This is a genomic window from Chryseobacterium glaciei, assembly GCF_001648155.1.
GTDB lineage: Bacteria > Bacteroidota > Bacteroidia > Flavobacteriales > Weeksellaceae > Chryseobacterium > Chryseobacterium glaciei.
This window is the reverse complement of sequence record NZ_CP015199.1, coordinates 3,417,240-3,437,297: the sequence shown is the minus strand read 5'-3', so window position 1 is coordinate 3,437,297 and position 20,058 is coordinate 3,417,240. Positions and strand designations below refer to the sequence as shown.

At 33.5% G+C, this 20,058-nt stretch carries 23 protein-coding genes and 1 riboswitch; of the genes, 7 read left to right on the top strand and 16 right to left on the bottom strand.

Features of this window, described 5'->3' with window-relative positions:
* Positions 1-17: 17 nt before the first annotated feature.
* From A0O34_RS15535 to A0O34_RS15480, 12 genes are all read right to left on the bottom strand, one after another.
* Entirely contained in the window at positions 18-1,073 is a 1,056-nt protein-coding gene (locus A0O34_RS15535) for a diphosphomevalonate decarboxylase (protein ID WP_066756433.1), read from the bottom strand.
* 101 nt (positions 1,074-1,174) lie between these two features.
* Entirely contained in the window at positions 1,175-2,941 is a 1,767-nt protein-coding gene (locus A0O34_RS15530) for an AMP-dependent synthetase/ligase (protein ID WP_066756430.1), read from the bottom strand.
* Positions 2,942-3,955 carry an NAD-dependent epimerase/dehydratase family protein gene (locus A0O34_RS15525; protein WP_066756427.1) on the bottom strand — a complete coding sequence of 338 codons (1,014 nt, stop codon included), beginning with the start codon at positions 3,953-3,955 and terminating at the stop codon, positions 2,942-2,944. It lies immediately after the preceding gene.
* Between the two features lie 396 nt (positions 3,956-4,351).
* On the bottom strand, positions 4,352-5,356 hold the full coding sequence (locus A0O34_RS15520) for an MvdD family ATP-grasp ribosomal peptide maturase (protein WP_066756421.1): 1,005 nt from the start codon (positions 5,354-5,356) through the stop codon (positions 4,352-4,354).
* Positions 5,353-6,306: an MvdC/MvdD family ATP grasp protein gene (locus A0O34_RS15515; RefSeq protein WP_066756418.1), complete on the bottom strand. Its 954-nt coding sequence runs from the start codon at positions 6,304-6,306 to the stop codon at positions 5,353-5,355. Before A0O34_RS15515 ends, A0O34_RS15520 begins: the two co-directional genes overlap by 4 nt.
* 95 nt (positions 6,307-6,401) lie before the next feature.
* Positions 6,402-6,620, bottom strand: coding sequence for a microviridin/marinostatin family tricyclic proteinase inhibitor (locus tag A0O34_RS15510; RefSeq protein WP_066756415.1), 219 nt, complete (start codon positions 6,618-6,620; stop codon positions 6,402-6,404).
* Between the two features lie 42 nt (positions 6,621-6,662).
* Positions 6,663-6,875: a microviridin/marinostatin family tricyclic proteinase inhibitor gene (locus A0O34_RS15505; protein WP_066756412.1), complete on the bottom strand. Its 213-nt coding sequence runs from the start codon at positions 6,873-6,875 to the stop codon at positions 6,663-6,665.
* Positions 6,876-6,912: 37 nt separating this feature from the next.
* Positions 6,913-7,122 (bottom strand): microviridin/marinostatin family tricyclic proteinase inhibitor, encoded by a 210-nt coding sequence (locus A0O34_RS15500; RefSeq protein WP_066756410.1) that lies wholly within the window; start codon positions 7,120-7,122, stop codon positions 6,913-6,915.
* A 27-nt stretch (positions 7,123-7,149) separates the two neighbouring features.
* Positions 7,150-7,380: a microviridin/marinostatin family tricyclic proteinase inhibitor gene (locus A0O34_RS15495; RefSeq protein ID WP_066756407.1), complete on the bottom strand. Its 231-nt coding sequence runs from the start codon at positions 7,378-7,380 to the stop codon at positions 7,150-7,152.
* 115 nt (positions 7,381-7,495) lie between these two features.
* Complete coding sequence (locus A0O34_RS15490) at positions 7,496-8,275, bottom strand: alpha/beta fold hydrolase (RefSeq protein ID WP_066756404.1); 780 nt, start codon at positions 8,273-8,275, stop codon at positions 7,496-7,498.
* Positions 8,276-8,374: 99 nt separating this feature from the next.
* Positions 8,375-9,094, bottom strand: coding sequence for a pyridoxine 5'-phosphate synthase (locus tag A0O34_RS15485; protein ID WP_066756396.1), 720 nt, complete (start codon positions 9,092-9,094; stop codon positions 8,375-8,377).
* A 159-nt stretch (positions 9,095-9,253) separates the two neighbouring features.
* Complete coding sequence (locus tag A0O34_RS15480; RefSeq protein ID WP_066756394.1) at positions 9,254-10,519, bottom strand: mechanosensitive ion channel family protein; 1,266 nt, start codon at positions 10,517-10,519, stop codon at positions 9,254-9,256.
* 274 nt (positions 10,520-10,793) lie between these two features.
* Between A0O34_RS15480 and A0O34_RS15475 the strand changes: the two genes are divergently transcribed.
* The 3 genes from A0O34_RS15475 (at position 10,794) to A0O34_RS15465 (ending at position 13,060) form a co-directional block, all read left to right on the top strand.
* A complete protein-coding gene (locus tag A0O34_RS15475) occupies positions 10,794-11,981 on the top strand; it encodes a carboxypeptidase-like regulatory domain-containing protein (RefSeq protein WP_066756392.1) in 1,188 nt (395 codons plus the stop codon).
* Positions 11,982-12,056: 75 nt separating this feature from the next.
* Positions 12,057-12,548, top strand: coding sequence for a DUF456 domain-containing protein (locus A0O34_RS15470; protein ID WP_066756387.1), 492 nt, complete (start codon positions 12,057-12,059; stop codon positions 12,546-12,548).
* An 11-nt stretch (positions 12,549-12,559) separates the two neighbouring features.
* On the top strand, positions 12,560-13,060 hold the full coding sequence (locus A0O34_RS15465; protein WP_066756385.1) for a hypothetical protein: 501 nt from the start codon (positions 12,560-12,562) through the stop codon (positions 13,058-13,060).
* Here the strand turns inward: A0O34_RS15465 and A0O34_RS15460 are convergent.
* The 3 genes from A0O34_RS15460 to A0O34_RS15450 are packed head-to-tail and all read right to left on the bottom strand — an operon-like array spanning position 13,047 to position 14,568.
* Positions 13,047-13,688: a uracil-DNA glycosylase gene (locus A0O34_RS15460; protein WP_066756382.1), complete on the bottom strand. Its 642-nt coding sequence runs from the start codon at positions 13,686-13,688 to the stop codon at positions 13,047-13,049. The two genes, A0O34_RS15465 and A0O34_RS15460, sit on opposite strands and share 14 nt — an antisense overlap.
* Before the next feature lie 30 nt (positions 13,689-13,718).
* Entirely contained in the window at positions 13,719-14,021 is a 303-nt protein-coding gene (locus tag A0O34_RS15455) for a hypothetical protein (protein WP_066756381.1), read from the bottom strand.
* 37 nt (positions 14,022-14,058) lie between these two features.
* Positions 14,059-14,568, bottom strand: coding sequence for a GNAT family N-acetyltransferase (locus A0O34_RS15450; RefSeq protein WP_066756379.1), 510 nt, complete (start codon positions 14,566-14,568; stop codon positions 14,059-14,061).
* Positions 14,569-14,834: 266 nt separating this feature from the next.
* On the opposite strand from A0O34_RS15450, the gene A0O34_RS15445 reads away from it, so the two are divergent.
* The 4 genes from A0O34_RS15445 to A0O34_RS15430 all read left to right on the top strand — a co-directional run bounded on the left by A0O34_RS15445 (position 14,835) and on the right by A0O34_RS15430 (position 19,144).
* On the top strand, positions 14,835-16,982 hold the full coding sequence (locus A0O34_RS15445) for an endonuclease MutS2 (RefSeq protein ID WP_066756376.1): 2,148 nt from the start codon (positions 14,835-14,837) through the stop codon (positions 16,980-16,982).
* 10 nt (positions 16,983-16,992) lie between these two features.
* Complete coding sequence (locus A0O34_RS15440; protein ID WP_066756374.1) at positions 16,993-17,478, top strand: YcxB family protein; 486 nt, start codon at positions 16,993-16,995, stop codon at positions 17,476-17,478.
* Positions 17,479-17,594: 116 nt separating this feature from the next.
* The gene (locus A0O34_RS15435) at positions 17,595-18,395 is read left to right on the top strand and encodes a hypothetical protein (RefSeq protein WP_066756372.1); all 801 of its coding nucleotides are present in this window, start codon (positions 17,595-17,597) and stop codon (positions 18,393-18,395) included.
* Between the two features lie 73 nt (positions 18,396-18,468).
* Positions 18,469-18,648: riboswitch (cobalamin riboswitch) on the top strand.
* A 112-nt stretch (positions 18,649-18,760) separates the two neighbouring features.
* Entirely contained in the window at positions 18,761-19,144 is a 384-nt protein-coding gene (locus A0O34_RS15430) for an acyl-CoA thioesterase (RefSeq protein ID WP_066756365.1), read from the top strand.
* A 164-nt stretch (positions 19,145-19,308) separates the two neighbouring features.
* On the opposite strand, the gene A0O34_RS15420 is transcribed toward A0O34_RS15430, so the two are convergent.
* Positions 19,309-19,899, bottom strand: a complete 591-nt coding sequence (locus tag A0O34_RS15420; protein ID WP_066756360.1) for an HD domain-containing protein — start codon at positions 19,897-19,899, stop codon at positions 19,309-19,311.
* Between the last annotated feature and the right edge of the window lie 159 nt (positions 19,900-20,058).

The window sequence follows — 20,058 nt, the reverse complement described above, 5'->3', positions numbered from 1 at the left end:
GTATGTTTTTATCTTAATTAAAACTTCATAACATCCTTCACTACTCCATTGTTTTGAGTATGTTGTAATAATTCAGCTTCAATAAATGATTTAATTTTTTCTTCAGAACCGTCATTCGGAAATAAAAGATGAACGTTTGCACCGGCATCCAATGTAAAAAATAAAGGTAAATTAGTTTCTCTTCTGAAATCCCAGATTTTATTGATCACTCCCAATGTTCCAACCTTCATTAAAATAAAAGCAGGATCACTCATCATCATCATTGCGTGAAGTGTAAGAGCTTCGTGTTCAACTAATTTGATAAAACTTTGTAAATCACCACTTTTAAGGATTTCAATCATTGGAATAAAATTTTCTCTCGCTTCCTGAAATCTTCTTTCTGCATATGGATTTGTATTCATCAAACCGTGTCCAACCGTCGAAGAAACCGTTTTCTGACCTTCATGAATCAGCAAAACCCAATCATTAAAATCCTTGAAAATCTCATGAATTTCATCATCCGGATATTGTACGGCATATAAATCTGAACTTCCTTTTACTTGAGATTGTCCCCAAACAACCAATCCGTTGTAAAGACTTCTGCAAGCACTTCCGCTTCCTAATCTAGCCAGAAATGACGCTTTTTTTAATGATTCTTCATCAGATGTTTTCTCAGAAAAAACTTCATCCAACTTCATCAGGCATTTTGCAATCGCTCCAAATCCTGAAGCTGAACTTGCTATTCCTGAACTGTGAGGGAACGTATTTTCTGTTCTGATGATGTATTTTCCTTCTAAAATCCAAGGCAAATATTGGTCGATATTTTTAAAATATTTTTCGATTTTTTCAGCAAATTTAACCTCTTCATTTCCTGCTAAAAATGTTTGTACAGAAAATGGTTCTCCAGCTAAAAACTCTACTGTTGTATTCGTTTTACAATGATTTAAAGTATAACTGATACTCGGATTTGCAGGAATCTGATTGTCATATTTTCCCCAATATTTAATTAAGGCAATATTCGACGGACAGCTTTCTGAAACTGTTTGTGAGCTTATTGTAAAGTCTTCTTTTCCTAAAAATTCTTGTGTTGTCATAATTTAATTTAAAATGATAAAACTTGATTCTTCTTTAACCACAAATAGCACAAATGTTTTTCACAAATTTTACTATATGCTGTGACCTTTCAGCGTTTTATTTAATACATTTTCTCAATAATATCTGCATATTTTTTAAGAACTACATTTCTCTTTACCTTCAACGTTGGTGTGATCTCACCTGTATTGATATCGAACTCTGCAGGCATCAAAGTGAATTTCTTTACCTTTTCATAATCAGACAAATCATGTTGTAGTTCATTGATTTTATCTTTATATAAATGAATAATTTCCTCTTTTTTAACCAATTCTTCCCAATTGGTAAATGGAATATTATTCTTCTTAATATAATCTCCTAAAAACTCAAAATTAGGAACAATCAGAGCCGAAACAAACTGTCTTCCTTCTGCGATCAAAACAATCTGACTTATATAATTATTGTTAGTCAAAAGGTTTTCGATCTGCTGTGGAGCGATGTATTTTCCGTTGGAAGTTTTCATTAGATCCTTGATTCTGTCTGTAATAATCAAATTTCCAGCATCATCAATCTTTCCGGCATCACCGGTTTTAAACCAACCATCTTCCGTGAAAACTTTTTGTGTTTCTTCCGGCTTGTTGTAGTACCCTTTCATGATACCGTTTCCTTTCGCCTGAATTTCATCATTTTCTCCGATTCTAATTTCAACTCCTGGCAAAGGTTTTCCGCTTGTTGCGTGTTCGAAATTCGTTAAAGGGAAAAGAGTTAACGTTGCTGTAGTTTCTGTTAAACCATAGCCAACCGTAACGTGGATTCCAACCGATTCGAAGAATCTAGTTACTTCGGGAGACAAAGAAGCTCCGCCACAAGGCAGGAACCACAGTCGGCCACCCATTTTTTCTTTGATTTTATTGAAAACAAGCATCTCTGCAACCGATTCTTTTAGCTTTAAACCAAAAGGAACCGGATTTTCATGCTGTCTTAATTCTCCTGTTTGCTTTCCTGTTTCTAGAGCCCAATTGAAGATTTTCTTTTTTAATGATGAGCCTTCATTGGCTTTTTCTAATACTCCGGCATAGACTTTCTGGAAAAATCTAGGAACGGCACACATCATCGTAGGTTTTACCTCTTCCAATGCTTTTGCAATATTCTTGGGATCTTCAAGGAAATATACTCTCGCTCCTCCGTACAAACAAAGTAAGCTCCAGCATCTTTCGAAAACGTGACTTAATGGTAAAAATGCCAATGAAAGCTCTTCTTCGAAATTTTTAAACTTAAAAAATTCAAAATGAGCATCGAAAGCTTTGATGAAATTTCCGTGCGTCAACATTACGCCTTTTGGTGTTCCGGTAGTTCCTGAAGTGTAGATTAATGTTGCTACATCTTCATATTCTTTTTTACAGAACTCTAGCTTTGAGGAAGCTTTTGCAATAAAATCTTCCAGATAAAAACTGTTGAATTCTTTTTTAATCCACACTGCTTTTTTAGAAACAATGATGGTTTGAAGAGTACTTTCTTCCTTATGTAAAACTTCCAGACAAGCATCATATTGCGCCTGATCTCCTACTAAAATAATTTTAGACTGAGAATCATTGATGATATATTCTGCCTGTTCAGCATTATTTGTCGAATAAATAGGAACCGTAACTGCCCCGATAGAAATGGCAGCCAAGTCAAAAATCATCCACTCAGAAGAATTGTCTGAATAGATTGCGACTTTATCATTTTCCTCAATTCCTGCATTTTTCAGAGCATTGGCTGTTTTGAAAATCATTTCACCAAATTTCTTCCAGCTCAATTCCTTCCAGCCCTCTTTTTTCTTAAAACCAATGGCTGATTTTATGGGATGTTTTGCTACATTTTTATTGATAATTGCCTCTGCAAGATTCATTTATTTATTCAGCTTTTTATCGTTACTATAATTATTAAGGTGAAAATCAACACTTTCCTGTACGGGAATGAACTGATAATTCAGCTTTTCTTTAATTTTTTGATTGGAAATGGTATTCAGTGAAGTTACCGCTTCAATATTAGATCGGGTTGCCATTTTTAATTGTGGAATTAACCATCCGAAAAAAATATTTAGCCATCTTCCCAAATTCAGTTGGGTATTGGAAAGGATTTTAGCATCTTTCAACCCTAATTTCTTTCTTACATAATTCCCTAAATCTGCATATTTTTTATTTTCAGAAATAAGAATAAATCGTTCTCCAAAAATATTTTTTTCCATTAATTCAATTGCAATTTTTGCTACATCAAATACATCTACATAAGATGTTCCTCCTGAAAAATTAAAACTATTCTTTTCAAAAGTAGAAAAAAGTTCGCCACTGCTTTGGCTCCAATTTCCACTTCCAATGATGATTCCGGGGTTGATAATAATTGTATTTAAACCTTCTGCAGACGCTCTCCAGACTTCCATTTCAGATAAATGTTTGGAAATTGCATACGCAGAATGTTCTATTTTAGGATTAAAATCAGAATCTTCATCCAATTCTCCCTTTTCATTAAAACCATCTAAAACCGCAATAGAACTTACATGTAAAAATTTCTTAACATCGGAACCTTCACAGGCAAACAAGAGGTTTTCTGTACCTTTAATATTAACATGGTACATCTCTTTTTCATCTTTTGGATTAAAACTTACTTTTGCAGCGCAGTGATAAACCTCATCTACTCCTTTCAAAGCATCCTGCAGAGAATTGATATCATCAAAATCTACATCGATCCATTCAATTTTATTAAAAAAATCGTCAGCGCTTTCCGTATAAAATGTATACGAATGTTTTATTTCCTTTATATTGCTTGTAGGTCTTTTTGCAGCACGAACGTTTTTGCCCTTTTTAAGAAGCTCTAAAACGATTACTCTGCCTAAAATCCCGGTGGCACCCGTTACAAAAACCATCAATTATATTTCTACTTGATTGTTGACTAAATTATGACAATATTTCTTATTTAGCAATTCTTCGTTTTGTTGAAAAATTACCTAAAAATTGTATCTGCAAATTTGCGATTTTTAAAGGACAATTACGGTCTAGTTTAATATTTAATTAATGAATTTGTCTAAATTTTAATGAAAAGTTTAATGGAAAATATTTTGTTGGAGAATCGCAAAGGCACAAAGTTTTTTTATTCTTCATGCTGTTTCTAAGGCGCAAGAAAATCTTAGATTTTCAGCAAGCGTTAAGTTTTATATTTTGGCTATGGGATTAAAATAAGAAAACGGGCTAAAGCCCGTTCCTATTGATATAAATTCTTGTGTAATTCGTGGAATTAATTTGTGATTTTTGTGTTTAAAAATCTAAGCTAAAACCATATTATTTCTTCTCGGAGCTTTGTCGCACAAAACATCTGCGATACTTTTAGAAATAAGATTTCCTTCCGTTAGATTATCAAGCCAGAAAAACTCTCCCGCTGCATTGATCTCGATGAAATAATAGTCATCTTCAGGAGAAACAATGATGTCTAATGCGCCATAATCAACATTGTAAACATCTAAAAGTTCCAAAACTTTTTCTTCAATATCTTTTGGAAGTTCGGTTGGAAGCCATTTATCAATTAAATTAACGCCATCTTTTCTCCAGTCAACTTTAGCATCTTCAAATTGTTGAGAATCGATTTCAAAAGCATAAACGTCCTGACCAACAACTGTTACACGAAGTTCTCTTTTCTTTTGAATCATTTTCTGAAACTGCATTGGACAGTATAAAAGTGATTCTAATTCTTCAAATTTATCTTCTTTAACAACGTTGGTGAACACAACACTTTCAACTCCGTCTTCATAAATTGCAAATCCGGTCTGCATTTTTGCAACTACGTTCTTATGTTTTATAATAAATTGTTTTGCTTCCTCAGGATTATTTGTTAAGCAAGTTGCAGGAATCTTCAATCCAATTTTATCTGCTATTTTAAGCTGTTCTTCCTTGCTGTCTAGCCTCCTGTAAACACTTGGTTTGCCTAAAGAATAACAGTCAAAAGATTCCAGAAAACCGAAAAGCGTATTGCGAATTTCACCCATTGCGGCTCCGTAAAACTTGGAATCCATTTCTTCTTTCAAACCGTTTCCGATATTGTAGGCTCTTCTGTACCAAACTGCTGCAACATCATCCACACGGATTTTCGCATCAGCAGTTTCAAGGTAACTTACCCATTCTCCATCCTGGAAAATAGTGGATAATTTATTTTGTAAAGGATATAAATCGACATCGAAACGAATCACTTCACAGTTATTTTTTTCAATATATTCTGTTACTTTTTCGATAGAAAAATTATCTCCAGTATGCGTAATTATTAAAATTTTATTCATTGGTTATTTATTCTTTTTATAAGGTTATCGGCTATTCTTTCTGCAATGGGAAAATTGAGTTCTTTTTGTAACATTCCCCACTCTCCTTGCGGATTTACTTCAAGAAAATAATATTTTCCATCTTTTCCTTTTATCATATCGATCGCTCCGAGATACAATTTCATTTCCTTCATCATAGAAGTTAAATTAGTTTTAATTTCTTCCGGAAGATCATATTCTGACCAGAGAAAATTTCCCTGAACAACCCTCCAATCGGCATTCTCACTGTTGTTTATCTTACCTGTGAAAAATTCACCGTCAACATAAACAATTCTCAGTTCATATTCTTTTTCGATATAAGGTTGAAAAATCATTGGACAATAGGCAATGTCAGCGATATGTTCTAAATTATTTTCATCAATAATGGTTGTTGAAAGAAAATTTTCCCCATTCATCGATTTTGTAATGACACCGTGAAGTTTTGCTATAGCCTTGCCATTGCAGTTTTCGTGGAAGAAGCTTAGAATTTTTTCTTCGTCATTGGAAAAAAGCGTTTTTGGAATGGTTAAATCAAACTTTTGAGCAATTTTAAGCTGATACATTTTGTTCCCATCAATCTTATTTTCAGATTCATAAGGATTGATCCACGGAAGATCTTCCAAAACAGTAAAAAGATTGTAACGAAGACTTCCGTATTCTTTTAGAAAAATTTTCTCATAATCTTCATCAAGATCTTCAGGAATGGTGATTCTCCATGATTTTCTATGCCATACCGCTTGGATATCTTTAGAGTTGAGTACATTTCCAAACTCATCAGTCAGTTTAAATGAATCTTGATTGATGCTGATTTTCTGAAAATCATTAAGATGATCAGAATTAAGCCTGAAATAAGGGATATTTTTTGATCTCAGATAGTCAAAAAAGAGATCGATATTATAAAAATCGTTGGAATGGGTAATACAAAGAATCATTTGCCGCGTTTTATTAAAAAAGGAAACTTAAAGTTTAAGTTCCCTTTTAAATATGATTTTGTTAATATGTTTTAATTATAAAAACAACTCATTTTTTATACACTTGGAGCATCATCGTCTCCATCAGAAGGATATTTCTGAGTCTGAGCCATGTCATATTGAGGCTTTGTAACTGTGTCTAATACTGGTTTTGTAACTGTATCTCTTTCCGGAATCGTGATGTCTGTACCACCTTTTACCGTTTCAGGATCTTTAAGTTGCTTTTCTAGAAAAGAGGCAAAAAATGGCTTCTTTTTTGAATTTTCGTTTTTCATAATGGTTAGTTTGAGTTTGATTGTATTTAAATTGAGTGAATTTTATTCTAATTCTCCAGATTCGTCACTATCAGATGGATACTTCATTGTTACCTGGTCATTTTGTCTGTTGGTAACAGTATCTCTTAGAACTGATGTTGTCGGAGAATCCTGAAGTGCAGTCGTTATTGCTCCTCCTTTTACCGTTTGAGGATCCTGAATTTGCTTCTCTAAAAATGAAGCAAAAAATGGCTTTTTTAAATTTTTATTTTTCATAATTCTTTCAATTTGAGGTTAAGATATTAACTGAAACTTATGAAGCTTCACCTGTTTCGTCGCCGTCAGATGGATATTTCATTGTTACGTTATCATATCCAGGCTTTGTAACAGTGTCCTGAAGTGCTGATGTCACATTATCCACAAGCACAGAAGTCACAGCTCCTCCCTTTATCTTTTCAGAATTATTAATTTGCTTCTCTAGAAAAGAGGCAAAAAACGGTTTTTTTAATTTTTTGTTTTTCATGGTTTTTGAATTTGGTTTTAGTTTTAATTATTCAACAGAATCATCACCATCAGAAGGATATTTCATGGTTACATGATCTAATCCAGGCTTTGTAACACTATCCGAAAGTGCAGATGTAACATTGTCTTTTGTAGGAATTGTAACAGAATCTTCAAGAGCTGTTGTTATTTCCTGACCTCCGTTTACTTTTTCCGGATTCTTAACTTGTTTCTCTAAAAACGAAGCAAAAAACGGTTTCTTTGAATTTTTCTGTTTCATATATTTATATTATTAGTTATTTGGTAAAACTAAATTACAAAAAATTCAACACCAAGAGAAATAAATATATTATTTAATATAATTTTAACACAAATTCAATAATTGTAGAATTAAATTAATTTAAACCTAAAAATTCTCTAACAACATTCGCAAAATCAACAGGATTTTCTGCCTGAACCCAATGTCCTGCATTTTTCACATTAACAATTTTAGCTTTTGGAAATTGCTGCTTGATCCCAAACTCATCCTGCGGAAGAATATAGTTTGATTTTTCACCTGAAATAAATAATGTTTCTCCTTCAAAAACACCAAATTTGATAGCATTTGAAACAAATTCTGTATATTTTTCGGCTAAAGTTTTCAAATTAAACCTCCAATTCAGCTTTTTATCATCATCCCAATATAAATTTTTAGCCAAAAATTGGATAGTCGATTTTTCCGGAATATATTGAGTTAAAACTGCTTCAACCTCATTTCTGGAATTTACTGTATTAAAATCGACTGTCTCCAAAGCTTTAATAATTCCCTGATGATGTGGAGGATATGCTTTCGGAGAAATATCAACTACAATAAGTTTTTCAACCTTTTCGGGATATTTTATTGCGAACTGCATTACCGCTTTTCCACCCAGAGAATGACCTAAAATATGGGCTTTTTCGATTCCATAATGGTTCATATAATTGATGATATCGTCAGCTAAATCATCGTGCGACATGCTCTCGGAATGAAAGCTTCTTCCATGATTTCTAAGATCAATTAAATGAACAGGCAACTGCTCGCCAAGATCTTTTCCAAAGCTTCCCCAATTGTCAAGCATTCCGAACAATCCGTGAAAAACCAAAAGTGGTGTAGACGAAAGATTTTCGCCAAATATTTTTGAATGTAGAATTTCCATAAGTTTAATTTTTAAAGATGGGAGTTTGAAGATGGGAGATGGAAGTTAATAGGACTGCATCAACTTCCCGCTTCTGACTTCCGGCCTCCAGCCATCAGTCTACCATTTTGCCAGTCTCTTCAAATATGCCTGAATTGTATTTTCCATTCCCATGTATAAAGCTTCAGAAACCAAGGCGTGACCGATGGAAACTTCCAATAAATTAGGGATGTTATCTGCGAAATATTTTAAATTCTCTAAGCTTAAATCATGTCCGGCATTGATCCCTAAACCAAATTCATTTGCCACAACTGCGGTGTCATAATAAGGTTTTATAGCCTGTTCTTTATTTAGTAAATAATTTTTAGCATAAGCTTCTGTGTATAATTCTATTCTATCCGCTCCGGTTTTTGCAGCATATTCTACTAATTCTGGTGTTGGATCAAGAAAAACAGAAGTACGAATTCCTGCATTTTTGAACTCAGCAATAATTTCGGTAAGAAAATCTAAGTGTTTTTTTGTGTCCCATCCTGCATTTGAAGTAATGGCATCATCTGCGTCAGGAACCAACGTTACCTGCTCAGGTTTTACTTCCAAAACCATATCGATAAATTCTCTGTGCGGATTTCCTTCAATATTAAATTCTGTTGTCACCAAAGGCTTCAGATCATAAACATCTTTTCTTGTGATATGTCTTTCATCGGGTCTTGGATGGATGGTGATTCCCTGTCCGCCAAACTCCTGAATTTTAATTGCAGCTTCCGTTACACTTGGCGTTTCGCCTCCTCTTGCATTTCTTATCGTTGCAATTTTATTAATGTTTACACTTAATTTTGTCATTTTTTAATTTGTTTTTAAGCATGAAGATGGATGCTGTGAGCTAGAAGTCTATCACAACTCTGCATATTTCTATCTATGCCTACTTTTAAATATTTACAACGGAAGATTTATGCGGAATGAAGAAAAACTTCTAGCTCCAAGCATCCATCTTCCAACTTTTTATACTTTAATGCTCACCTGCATTACCTGCAAATCAAATTCTTTGGAAGCAACCAGTAAATGGTCAAAAATATCAGCTTGGATTTGCTCGAAATGCTCCCATTTTGAATCATTTGCAAAACAGTAAATTTCCAATGGCAAACCTTGCGGAGTGATATCCAACTGACGAACCATCATCGCTCCCTCCTGATCAATGTCCGGATCGTTTTCGATATATCTTTGCGCATAATATCTGAAAACCCCGATATTGGTAAGCTGTCTTCCATTAATGATTTTATCTTTATGTTCCAGACTTTCTTTTTCTTTTTTTAATTCAATAATCTTCGATTCCAGATAATCGGAAATTAAGTTAATATCTTTTAAACGCTCAATCTCTTCGTCATTTAAAAACTTAAAAGAATTGATATTAAAATAGATTGATTTTTTAATTCTCCTTGTGTTTGATTCAGACATTACCTGAAGATTCTTAATCTCAGTCGTCAACAAATCATAGGTTGGAATTGTAGAAACCGTTTTATCAAAATTATTGATTTTTGTCGTCAAAAGGCTTATATCAGCGATATTTCCCTCGATACTGTACTTGGGAATACTGACCCAGTCTCCTACTTTCAAGGTTTTTGATGTCGCCACGTGAATCCCAGTGACAAATCCCAAAATCGTATCACGAAAAACCAATACCAAAACTGCCGTAATTGCTCCTAAACTTCCTACAATTGTGCTCCCTTTTATTCCAAATATAACACAGATTCCAACAATTGAAAAAATGAAAATTCCCAGAATTTTAACGGTTTCGGAAATGGCATTCAAAGCCATGATGTTGTAGAAGTCCTGCTTGATAACGAAGTAATTTCGGAAAGCAGTTAATGATCGGTAAAGCATTCCCGCAACGATCAAAACCAAACCAAGATTTACCATTCTTACAATAAAAAATGTGGTGCTTGGCAAATGACCGGTAAAGATAAAATTCTGTATTCCTCCCACAATCGTCAAAGCAATAAAATGAGCGAGAGAGTTAGTGACTTTAGATGCTTTAATAGAATTCAGAATAGGATATTTTTCCTGATTATGAAAAAACCGTGAACCGCTATTAATAATAAACTTTAAAATGAAATCAATGATTAAAAATATTCCGATAAGCAAACCGATCTTTATAACAATATGAAGAATAAATTCCATCCCGGATGGCGCTATTCCTGTTATATAGTTATAAAGCACTTCACTCAGCTCCTGAATAAAATTCTTGGTATCTTGTATTTCGTCTTTCATTTACAGCAAATTTAGGAAATTTAAGGGTGATTTTAATCAAAACCTTTCTATCAATTTTCATCCCAAAACGATTTCTTTTTTAATATTTAATAAAAATTATCAATTGTTATTTTAAAAATTATTAAATCCTCTTAAACTTTGATTAATAAATAGAAAATCCACTAAAAACCATCATTAAAAATAAATAATATTAAAAATTTACCACATTTTATGATTTTATATTTAATTATTTATTAAATTTGGTTAAAACTAAACAAATCAAAATCAATCAGATATGAGAAAACACTACTTATTTATTTTGTTGTGTGTATTCACACTTTTCACCAGTTGTGCAGGAGGAGACGATTCTCCGATAGTTTCCGAAAACGTTGATCCTACGGTTGTAAAAACAGGAAAACTTACCGGAAAAGTGATGTCACAAAACGGAACAAAACCTATTGGCGGGGCTTCAGTTTTTACTTTTGATGACAAGTATAAAATCTATTACACAACTTCGGACGCAGACGGTAACTTCACGTTGGTAGCTCCGGCTGGAAACCAAACTATTCATATCCAGACAGGTAACGGTAGTAATTTCCGTACGGAGATTTCTGCAACTGTAAAAGATAATGAAACTTTAAATCTTGATGCCAGTCAAACCAAACTGAATCAGGTTGCAAAAATTGCTTACGTAAAAGGAACGTATGACAAAATTGAAGATATTATTCAGACTCTAGGCTATACCGCCACCGAAATCACTAATAACGATCTTGCCAACCTGACTACTGTTGCACAGTATGACATCATATTTCTTAACTGTGGATCCAGAAATAACTACTCTTCAAATCCTGGACTTTACACTGTAATTGATACTAATTTAGCCACTTTTGTTGCTAATGGAGGAAGTATCTATGCTTCAGATTGGGACGTTGCCTACTTGGTGGGCGGAACTACCAACACCAATAACTGTTCGCTTGCAGGAGGATTTGTTCCCGATACAAAATTATGTTCTAAAAACATCGGAAACGTAGGGATGGTAGGTGCTACGGTGAATAATGCCGGACTTACAACAGCGTTGGGATTCAATACACTTAGCATCAACTATGATTTAGGTGCATGGCAAAAAATAACTAACTATGATCCAGCATATTGGGAAGTTTTAGTTAAAGAAACTTCATCAAATGATGCTTTAATGATCAGAACCAATCATTTTACTGCTACAGGTGTACCAACTACTCCGATAGGAAACGCTCCAAATTCAACATTTGTAACGGTTTGTATTACACTACCGGGAAATATCCAGATCAGTCTTTCAGTTCCTCAGGCGTTAGTTCCTTATCTTGTTGCATTAGGAGCAACGGTGGGGCCTTGCTCAGGATCTTCAACAAGTGGATATATTTATTACACTACTTTCCATAATCATGCTTCAGGAAACATTGGAAACGCAGGCGTAATTCTACAATATGTAATTTTAAACTTATAGTAAATTTTTGACTTATATTGAAAGGTGGCTTTTTTAAGGCCACTTTTTTTTATCTTGCATCTATAATTTTTAAAAATGGATACAACATTAATTAATATTCTCTGTCTTGTTTTATTATTCCTCGGAATGTTAGGAACTTTTCTTCCTGTTTTACCTGGATTATTATTAAGTCTTTGTGGTTTACTGATCTACAAATATGGAACAGATGCTGATCTATCCATGATCTACATTTGGGCTTTTGGAATTCTGACGGCAGTTTCTGTAGTTTTAAGTTATGTAATTCCAGCCAAAACCAATCAAAAATATGGAGGTACGCGCTGGGGAAGCATCGGCTCAATAATAGGAACTATTGTCGGAATGTTTTTACCAATTCCACTAGGTTTCCTGATCGGAATGTTTGCCGGAGTTTTCATCGGAGAATTACTTCATGACAGCAAGGATATGAATAAGGCTTTAAAGTCTACAAAAGGAGCTTTTATAGGATTTATTTATGGAACAGGATTTAGTTTGGTTGTAGGTGTGGCAATGTTTTTGGTAGTAGTATTGAATATGCTTAATATCATTTAAAACAAAAAATCATGCTACATAAAACCATCATATTTGGCTTAGGATTATTGACATTAGCCAACTGCAATGCCCAAAAGGAGCCGAAAACCTCAACAAAAAATACGGTGACAGGCGAAATAAAAGACGTAAAATCAATGAATAAGGATGAAAACATCATTTATTTCAATGAGGGAGAAAATAAATTCCTTAAAGAATATGAAATGAATGTCACATTCAAAGGTATTTCCGAAGACAGCCGTTGTCCTGAGGGCGTCAATTGTATGTGGGCAGGAGTTGCGGTGGCACAGATTGAAGTGATGGGAATTGCAACAAGACCAATGACCGTAAATATCGCCACCACAGAAAATGCAGGACGAAATTATCATCAATCCACAGACTTCAATGGAAATACCATTTCATTGAAAGAAGTAAATCCTTACCCAACATCAAAAGACGGGGTCAAAGGACTGGCCGGAAAATATAGAATCGGAATTGTTATCAAAAAAGGTGGCGAAAATTCTACCACGAAATAGGCTTCTTCCCTTTCGAAACCAAATATTCATTAATTTTTGAAAAAGGCTTGCTTCCGAAAAATCCTCTGTACACAGAAAACGGTGACGGGTGCGCTGATTTAATGATAAAATGCTTAGCCGGATCAATGAATTCGGCTTTTTTTTGTGCAAAAGCGCCCCACAATACGAAAACTACATTTTCTTTTTTATCTGAAATTTCTTTAATGATATAATTCGTGAACGTTTCCCATCCTAAATCCTTGTGAGAATTCGGAGTGTGGGCACGGACGGTTAGAGTTGCATTCAGCATTAAGACGCCTTGTTTTCCCCAGTCGTCTAATTCTTTTGAAGTTCTCACAATTCCTAAATCGTCTTTCAGTTCAATGAAAATATTTTTCAGCGATGGCGGTGCAGTAACCTGTTCAGAAACAGAAAAACATAATCCATTTGCCTGAAAATCATTATGATAAGGATCTTGTCCGATAATTACGACTTCAATATCATCAAAAGGCGTAATTTCCAACGCTCGGAAAATCTGATTTTTTGGTGGGAAAACTTTTGTTGTTGCGTATTCCTGTTTTACTTTCTCCCAAAGAGTTGTAAAATATGGAGTGCTTTTTATTGGGGCTAAAATTTCTGTCCAGGTCATAGGTTTTGATTTAATAATTTGAAAAAATGTTTAATTTATTGGCAACAATTCTAAATATTGATCTTTTCCAAATGTGATATAAAATAATGCCAAAAATGGATTTCTTCCGCTTAAATTAAATCTTACAATTTCTTCAGAGTTTATTTTTAAATTAATAGGATTTGAACGACACCAATCAATCTTAGCTCTTAATGTATGTCCTCCTTTCTCAACTTCAAATTCTTTAGATTCACCGTCTGCAATATCTCCTATTTTTTTATCATCCAAATAAATTCCTATTGATCTTAATTTGTTTGAATATTCTGATGAACGATTGATTATTATTTTTGCCATTTTTGTAGTAGTAAATTCTCTTTATGGAATAACAAAATTATACGTTTTTCTTTAAACTAAAAACCAAATTATCAGGAAAACCTTCATCTTTTCTTTCCTCTTCTAAAATAAATTGATGTTTTAAAAGAATACCTTTCGAGTTTTCATTGAACTTATTGGTCATTGCGACAATTTCCTGCAAATTTAAAGTATTAAATCCAAAATTTACAACAGCAGTCAACGCTTCTGACATGATTCCTTTTCTGTGATAGTCGGGTAACAATTCATATCCAACTTCTGCCTGTTTTCTGTCATCGGAAAATTTCCAAAGGCAAATCGTTCCAATAAGATTCGGTTGATCTTTTAAAGAAATTCCCCAATAAAACGTTTCATTATTTCGGGTTCTTTCTTTAATGGTTAAAATAAATTGCAGCGCATCATAATTATTTTTCGGAGAATTTCTCTGAACGAATTGATTGATTATTTCGTTACTTCGAATTTTCAGAATATCCTCAACATAGCTTTCGTTGATTTCTTTTAATTGCAGTCTTTCAGTTTCTAGTTTCATATCCCAAATTTAATAATTAAACTAATAAATTTTAACCACAAAAGTCACAAAAGATTTTATTGAAAATAAGTTAATTAAAAGTTCGTAAAAGTAAAAAAATCAAAGATTTTTAAAACTTATGTGTTCTTATTTATAGTTTAATGATAAATTTAAGATAACTAATGTGTTAATCTTTTGCAACTTTTGTGGTTAAATAAGAAGAAGCGTATTTTTTAAATTAGTTCATTTTCAAATTAAGATTCACATTTTCTCACTAAATTTGCACTGTGTATATAAATAAAGAAGATTTAAACGAATTAGAGTTTCCGCAATTGCTCGTGGAAATTTCTCCATTTGCGTATTCTCCGAAAACGAGAGACAAAATTCTTCAACTTCGTCCCATGGAAATTGACGAGGCAGGACTTTCACTGAAAAAAACTTCCGAATATTTATCGAGTTTTGAAAGTTCAAATGCGATTCCGTTTGATGAATACGAAGATATTGAAAGCGAATTACAACTTATGCTGATCGAGAATTACCGTCTCGAAAACAAGGCTTTCATCAAAATAAAAACGATTACCGAACAAATAGGAAGACTTCAAAAGTTTTTTCCAACCATGCCTGAAACGTTTTCAACTTTGATGGAAGACGCTTCTGTATTGGAATTTAAGAAAGAAATCATTGATAAGGTTGATAAAGTTTTCAACCGTTTTGATGAAGTAAAAAGTGAAGCTTCTCCGATTTTAAAAACATTGAGAGCGGAAATTCAACATGCGAAAAAAGCAATTCAGGAAAATTTCAACCGTGTATTGTTCAATTACGCTCAAAGTGATTTTCTGGATGATATTCGAGAGAGTAATATTGAAGACATAAGGGTTTTAGCGGTAAAATCTGCTTACAAGAAAAGGGTTCCAGGAAGAGTTTTGGGACTTTCAAAAACAGGTTCCATTACGTATATTCAGCCTGACAGTGTTGTCAAACATTACTTCAAACTTCGCGAAAATCAGGAAGAAGAGAAAAAGGAAATTGATAAAATTTTAAGACAACTTACAGCGGAATTAGCAGTATTCCAACCTCAGCTTTGGAGATATCAGGCTTATATTTTTGACCTTGATCTTACAAGAGCCAAGTCTAAGTTTGCAGAATTAATTAACGGAGTTTTACCAAAAATCAATCGTCATAAAACGTTAAAGCTAAGAGAAGCTTTCCATCCTTTGCTTTGGTTAAGAAATAAAGCAGAGAATAAAACAATTTTTTCTCAGACATTATCGTTAACGGATCAAAACAGAATCATCTGTATTTCGGGACCAAATGCGGGAGGAAAATCGATCACGCTGAAAACGGTAGGATTGCTTCAATTGATGATTCAGAGCGGAATTTTAGTTCCTGTTCATCCCAGGTCCGAAATGTTTTTCTTTGATAAAATCATGACCGATATTGGTGATAATCAATCTATTGAAAACCACCTTTCTACCTATTCATCAAGATTGAAAAAAATGGGAGGAATTATCCGTGAAGCTGATGCCAATACGCTTTTACTGATTGATGAATTCGGAACAGGTTCAGATCCTGAATTAGGTGGGGCTTTGGCAGAAAGTTTCTTAGAATTTTTCTATGACAAAAAGAGTTTTGCGATCATTACAACACATTATACGAACATTAAATTGGTTGTTGAAGAGCTTTCTCATGCGGAAAATGCAGCAATGCTTTTTGATGAAGAAACCTTGGAACCAATGTATAAACTGGAGGTCGGACAAGCTGGTAGTTCATTTACGTTTGAGGTTGCTGAAAAGAATAAAATTCCTAGATTTATCATTCATTCTGCGAAGAAAAAAGTGGAACATGATATTGTAAATCTTGATAAAACGATTGTAAAACTTCAGCAGGAAAAATTCGAAGTTGAAAAACTGAAAACTGATCTTGCCGAAAGAAAAGAATCCGTTGAAGACAAGCGCGATAATCTCCAAAAATTGAATGAACAGCTTCAACAAAAACTATTCAATTTCCAAAAGCTGTATGAAGATGAACATCGTAAACTTCAGTTTGGAAATAAGATTGAAACCTTTATCGACGGCTACATAAAAGGAAGATCCCGAAAAGATGTTGTGAAAGATTTTGTGAAAATTTTAGAACAGGAAAAATTCAGGAAAATCGGTGCTGATAAAGATGAAACGAAAAGACTTCAAGTTGTAAAAAGAAAAATCACGCAACAGCTGAAAAAAGAAGATGTCATTGAAAAAATAACGGAAACCAACGAAAAAATAGAGGAAAAACGTCAAACTGACCGCGCTGTTTGGATGAAAATCGGGCAACGTGTTCGTATCACAGGAAGTACAAGCGTCGGGACGATTGAAAAAATCTCCAGAAACAAAGTGATTGTGAATTATGGGACTTTCAAAACGACGATTAGTGCTGAGGAATTAGAGAGGATTTAATGATTAATATATGACTGTAAAGACACAAATTACTTTCAAAGATTTTTGGGTTTTTTATTTAAAAAGTTCTTTAATAAGATTTTTTGGTTTTCCAATTATAGCTGTTTTACTTTTTATATTTAAAGGTTTTCTGGATGGCGATGAGCAGGATATTTTTAAAAATGCTTCCATCTGGTTGCTTGTTTTATGGGTTTTCATGACTATTAGAGGTTATTTTAGCATTAAAAAAGCTTATTATTCAGACAAAAAAATACAGGAAAATATTTCTTACACTTTCGTTGAAGATAAAATTAAAACCGAAGGAGAAACATTTGAAAACGATTTTCATTGGAACACTGTTTCCAGAGTAAAAGAATTAAAAGATTGGTTTCTTATTTATCATAGTTTGCAAACAATGAATATGATTCCTAAAAAGGATTTTACAAAACAAGAAATTGTAATGCTGAGAACGATTATTAAGAATAATGGCGTAAAAGCGAAACTTAGAAACGATTAATTACCATAAAAAGAGAATGTTTATATGCATTCTCTTTCTTTTTATCATTAATACAATATATAATTATGTTCAGAAAAAGCATTTAATTTATATATTTGAAGAGTCAAAAATTTTTCATGATGATTTCCGCAAAAAAAGTTTTTTATTTATCAATTTTCAGTGTTTTTTCTTTAAGCTTAATGAAAGGGCAAAATAAAGTTCCTTTTGGAGTTGTAAAAGCTGAAGAAGGCTATGCCATGGTACGTGTTGCTAAGGATAATTACCGAAAAATTGTGGATAAAATCCGTATGCGCCGAGGAGATGTTTTTGTATATGTAAAACCCGCTCCCGGAGAAACAGAATGGATTTGGATAAAATATCCAGACAAAGACGACACCGAAAAACCTTTCGTAAGGTATGATTCTCTAAATAAAGAAGGTATGGTGAATAAAGACCGTATCGCTTACATCGATCGGTTACCGCCTTACACTCCTACCAAATCTAAAAACGGAAAATCTCTTATTTTCACAGACAACACCGATCCAAAAATTCCGGCTAACCAGAGGAGTAAAGTTATTATTGACGTTTATCCATCCAACGCGAGTTACCGTAAAAAGGTAAAAGATGCTAACGGAAAAATTCTTACCATCGATAAAGTAAAACCATGGGGAATCGGCAACGAACTGCCTGAAGGCATGACCGAAATAAAATCTATCAGAGTACAGCAACCCGGAAGAGGTTCTGTTTTTGTGAGAGAAGCTGTCAAAAATTTATTCCAGCCAACAATGGATTTCAATAACGTTGGGGTGACTTCTATCGATAATGATCACATCTTTCTTTATATGATTAATGGCTCAGGAGAAAACCGTTATACTACGCTTTGGACGATCAAAGAAGGAAAAGTTATCAGCCAGATCATCTATAATAATCCGGAATAATTCGTTTATCTTTCATATAATCCTTATTTTTGCACCGAAAAGTTATTTTGCTTTTGGCTTCTAGCTGATGGCATCTGGCTTTTTAGAAACTGGTTCTGCTTAACCGCAGATTAAAAGGGAATCGTGTGAAAATCACGAACTGTCGCGCAACTGTAAGTAACGAAAAGTCTTTATCAAGAATCCACTGTGCAAGGCATGGGAAGGAAATAAAGATGTTACGAGTCAGGAGACCTACCTATTTCTTTAAGACAAAAACTTTCGCGATCTGAAGTTTATTGATCAATGGTTTTTCAGGAATTTCTGTGTTCCTGTCATTTTCTGTTTGTTTCAATATTCGTTCTTTTCGCTTTAATTAATAATGAAATATGACTACAGAAGAAAGAATTCAAGCATCTGAAACCAGCATCTTTAAAGCGGTTTTTCCTAACACAACCAATCATTACGACACCCTTTTTGGTGGTACAGCGATGCAATTGATGGATGAAGTGGCATTTATCACCGCTACCCGATTTGCCAGAAAAAGAGTGGTAACGGTAAGCAGCGACAAGATAGATTTTAAAAGACCAATTCCCGCAGGAACTATTGTGGAGTTAATCGGTAAAGTTTCTCACGTCGGAACAACAAGTATGAAGGTAAATGTAGAAATCTACACCGAACAAATGTATTCTTACGAAAGAGAAAGAGCAATTGTTGGTGATTTTACTTTTGTGGCGATTGATGAATTTAAGAAGCCAATTCAAATATTATAAATCCTTTTTATGGTTTCGGCGGCCTTTGGCCTCCGAAACTTCTTTTATTCTAAAAAATTTCAATCATAAAACTTTAGTATTTCTACAAATTGGATTTAGATTCCCTGCGGGAATGACAAAAATGATGTTAAAGTTGATTATTTATCCTAATATTTAGTATAAAATTATCTTACAACTTTCTCAGTTTCTAAATTTTTAATCATTAAATACTGAAAAGCTTCTCCCATTTCATCTGAAGCTCTGCTGATTGCATTTTCCAACATATTTCTGACTTGATTTTCGGTTACTCCGGCTTCTGTCCAGCTTTTTCCTGAGGTATAAGAATTCAAGATGAATGGCATAATCCGGTCGATCGCACAGGCAAAAATAGCATCAGGAGTTTGTTCTTCCTCAAATTCAAGCCAAAGATTGAAGAACTCAGTACGTAAAGGTTCATCTAAAATTCCGAAAATATTTTGAGCGGATTGTCTTTCTCTTTCAAATTTCCCGACCATTGCTGCTTCATCAAATAAGAAAGTATCTCCAGCTTCAATTTCTACTAAATCGTGAATCGAAAGCATTCTGATTACTCTTAATAAATCAATATCTGCTCTGTTTTTCGCATATGGAAAAAGAATTTGAGCTAAAATAATAATCTGCCATGAATGTTCAGCGGTATTTTCTCTTCTTGAATCATCGGCATTGTAATTTCTTCTCTGTACATTTTTTAAAGCATCAACGGCTAAAATAAAATCGATTTCTTTCTGTATCTTCATTTTTACTCTTTATAGTATTGATTGATTGGATATATCTTTTAATTCAAAATAATTTTGTCCAAATGTGACACCACGATATATTTAATTAAAATTCAAACCAAATAATATTGCAAAAATAAGGGTTTTGATTGTAAAGCTCATTTATGTAAGAGATTAATT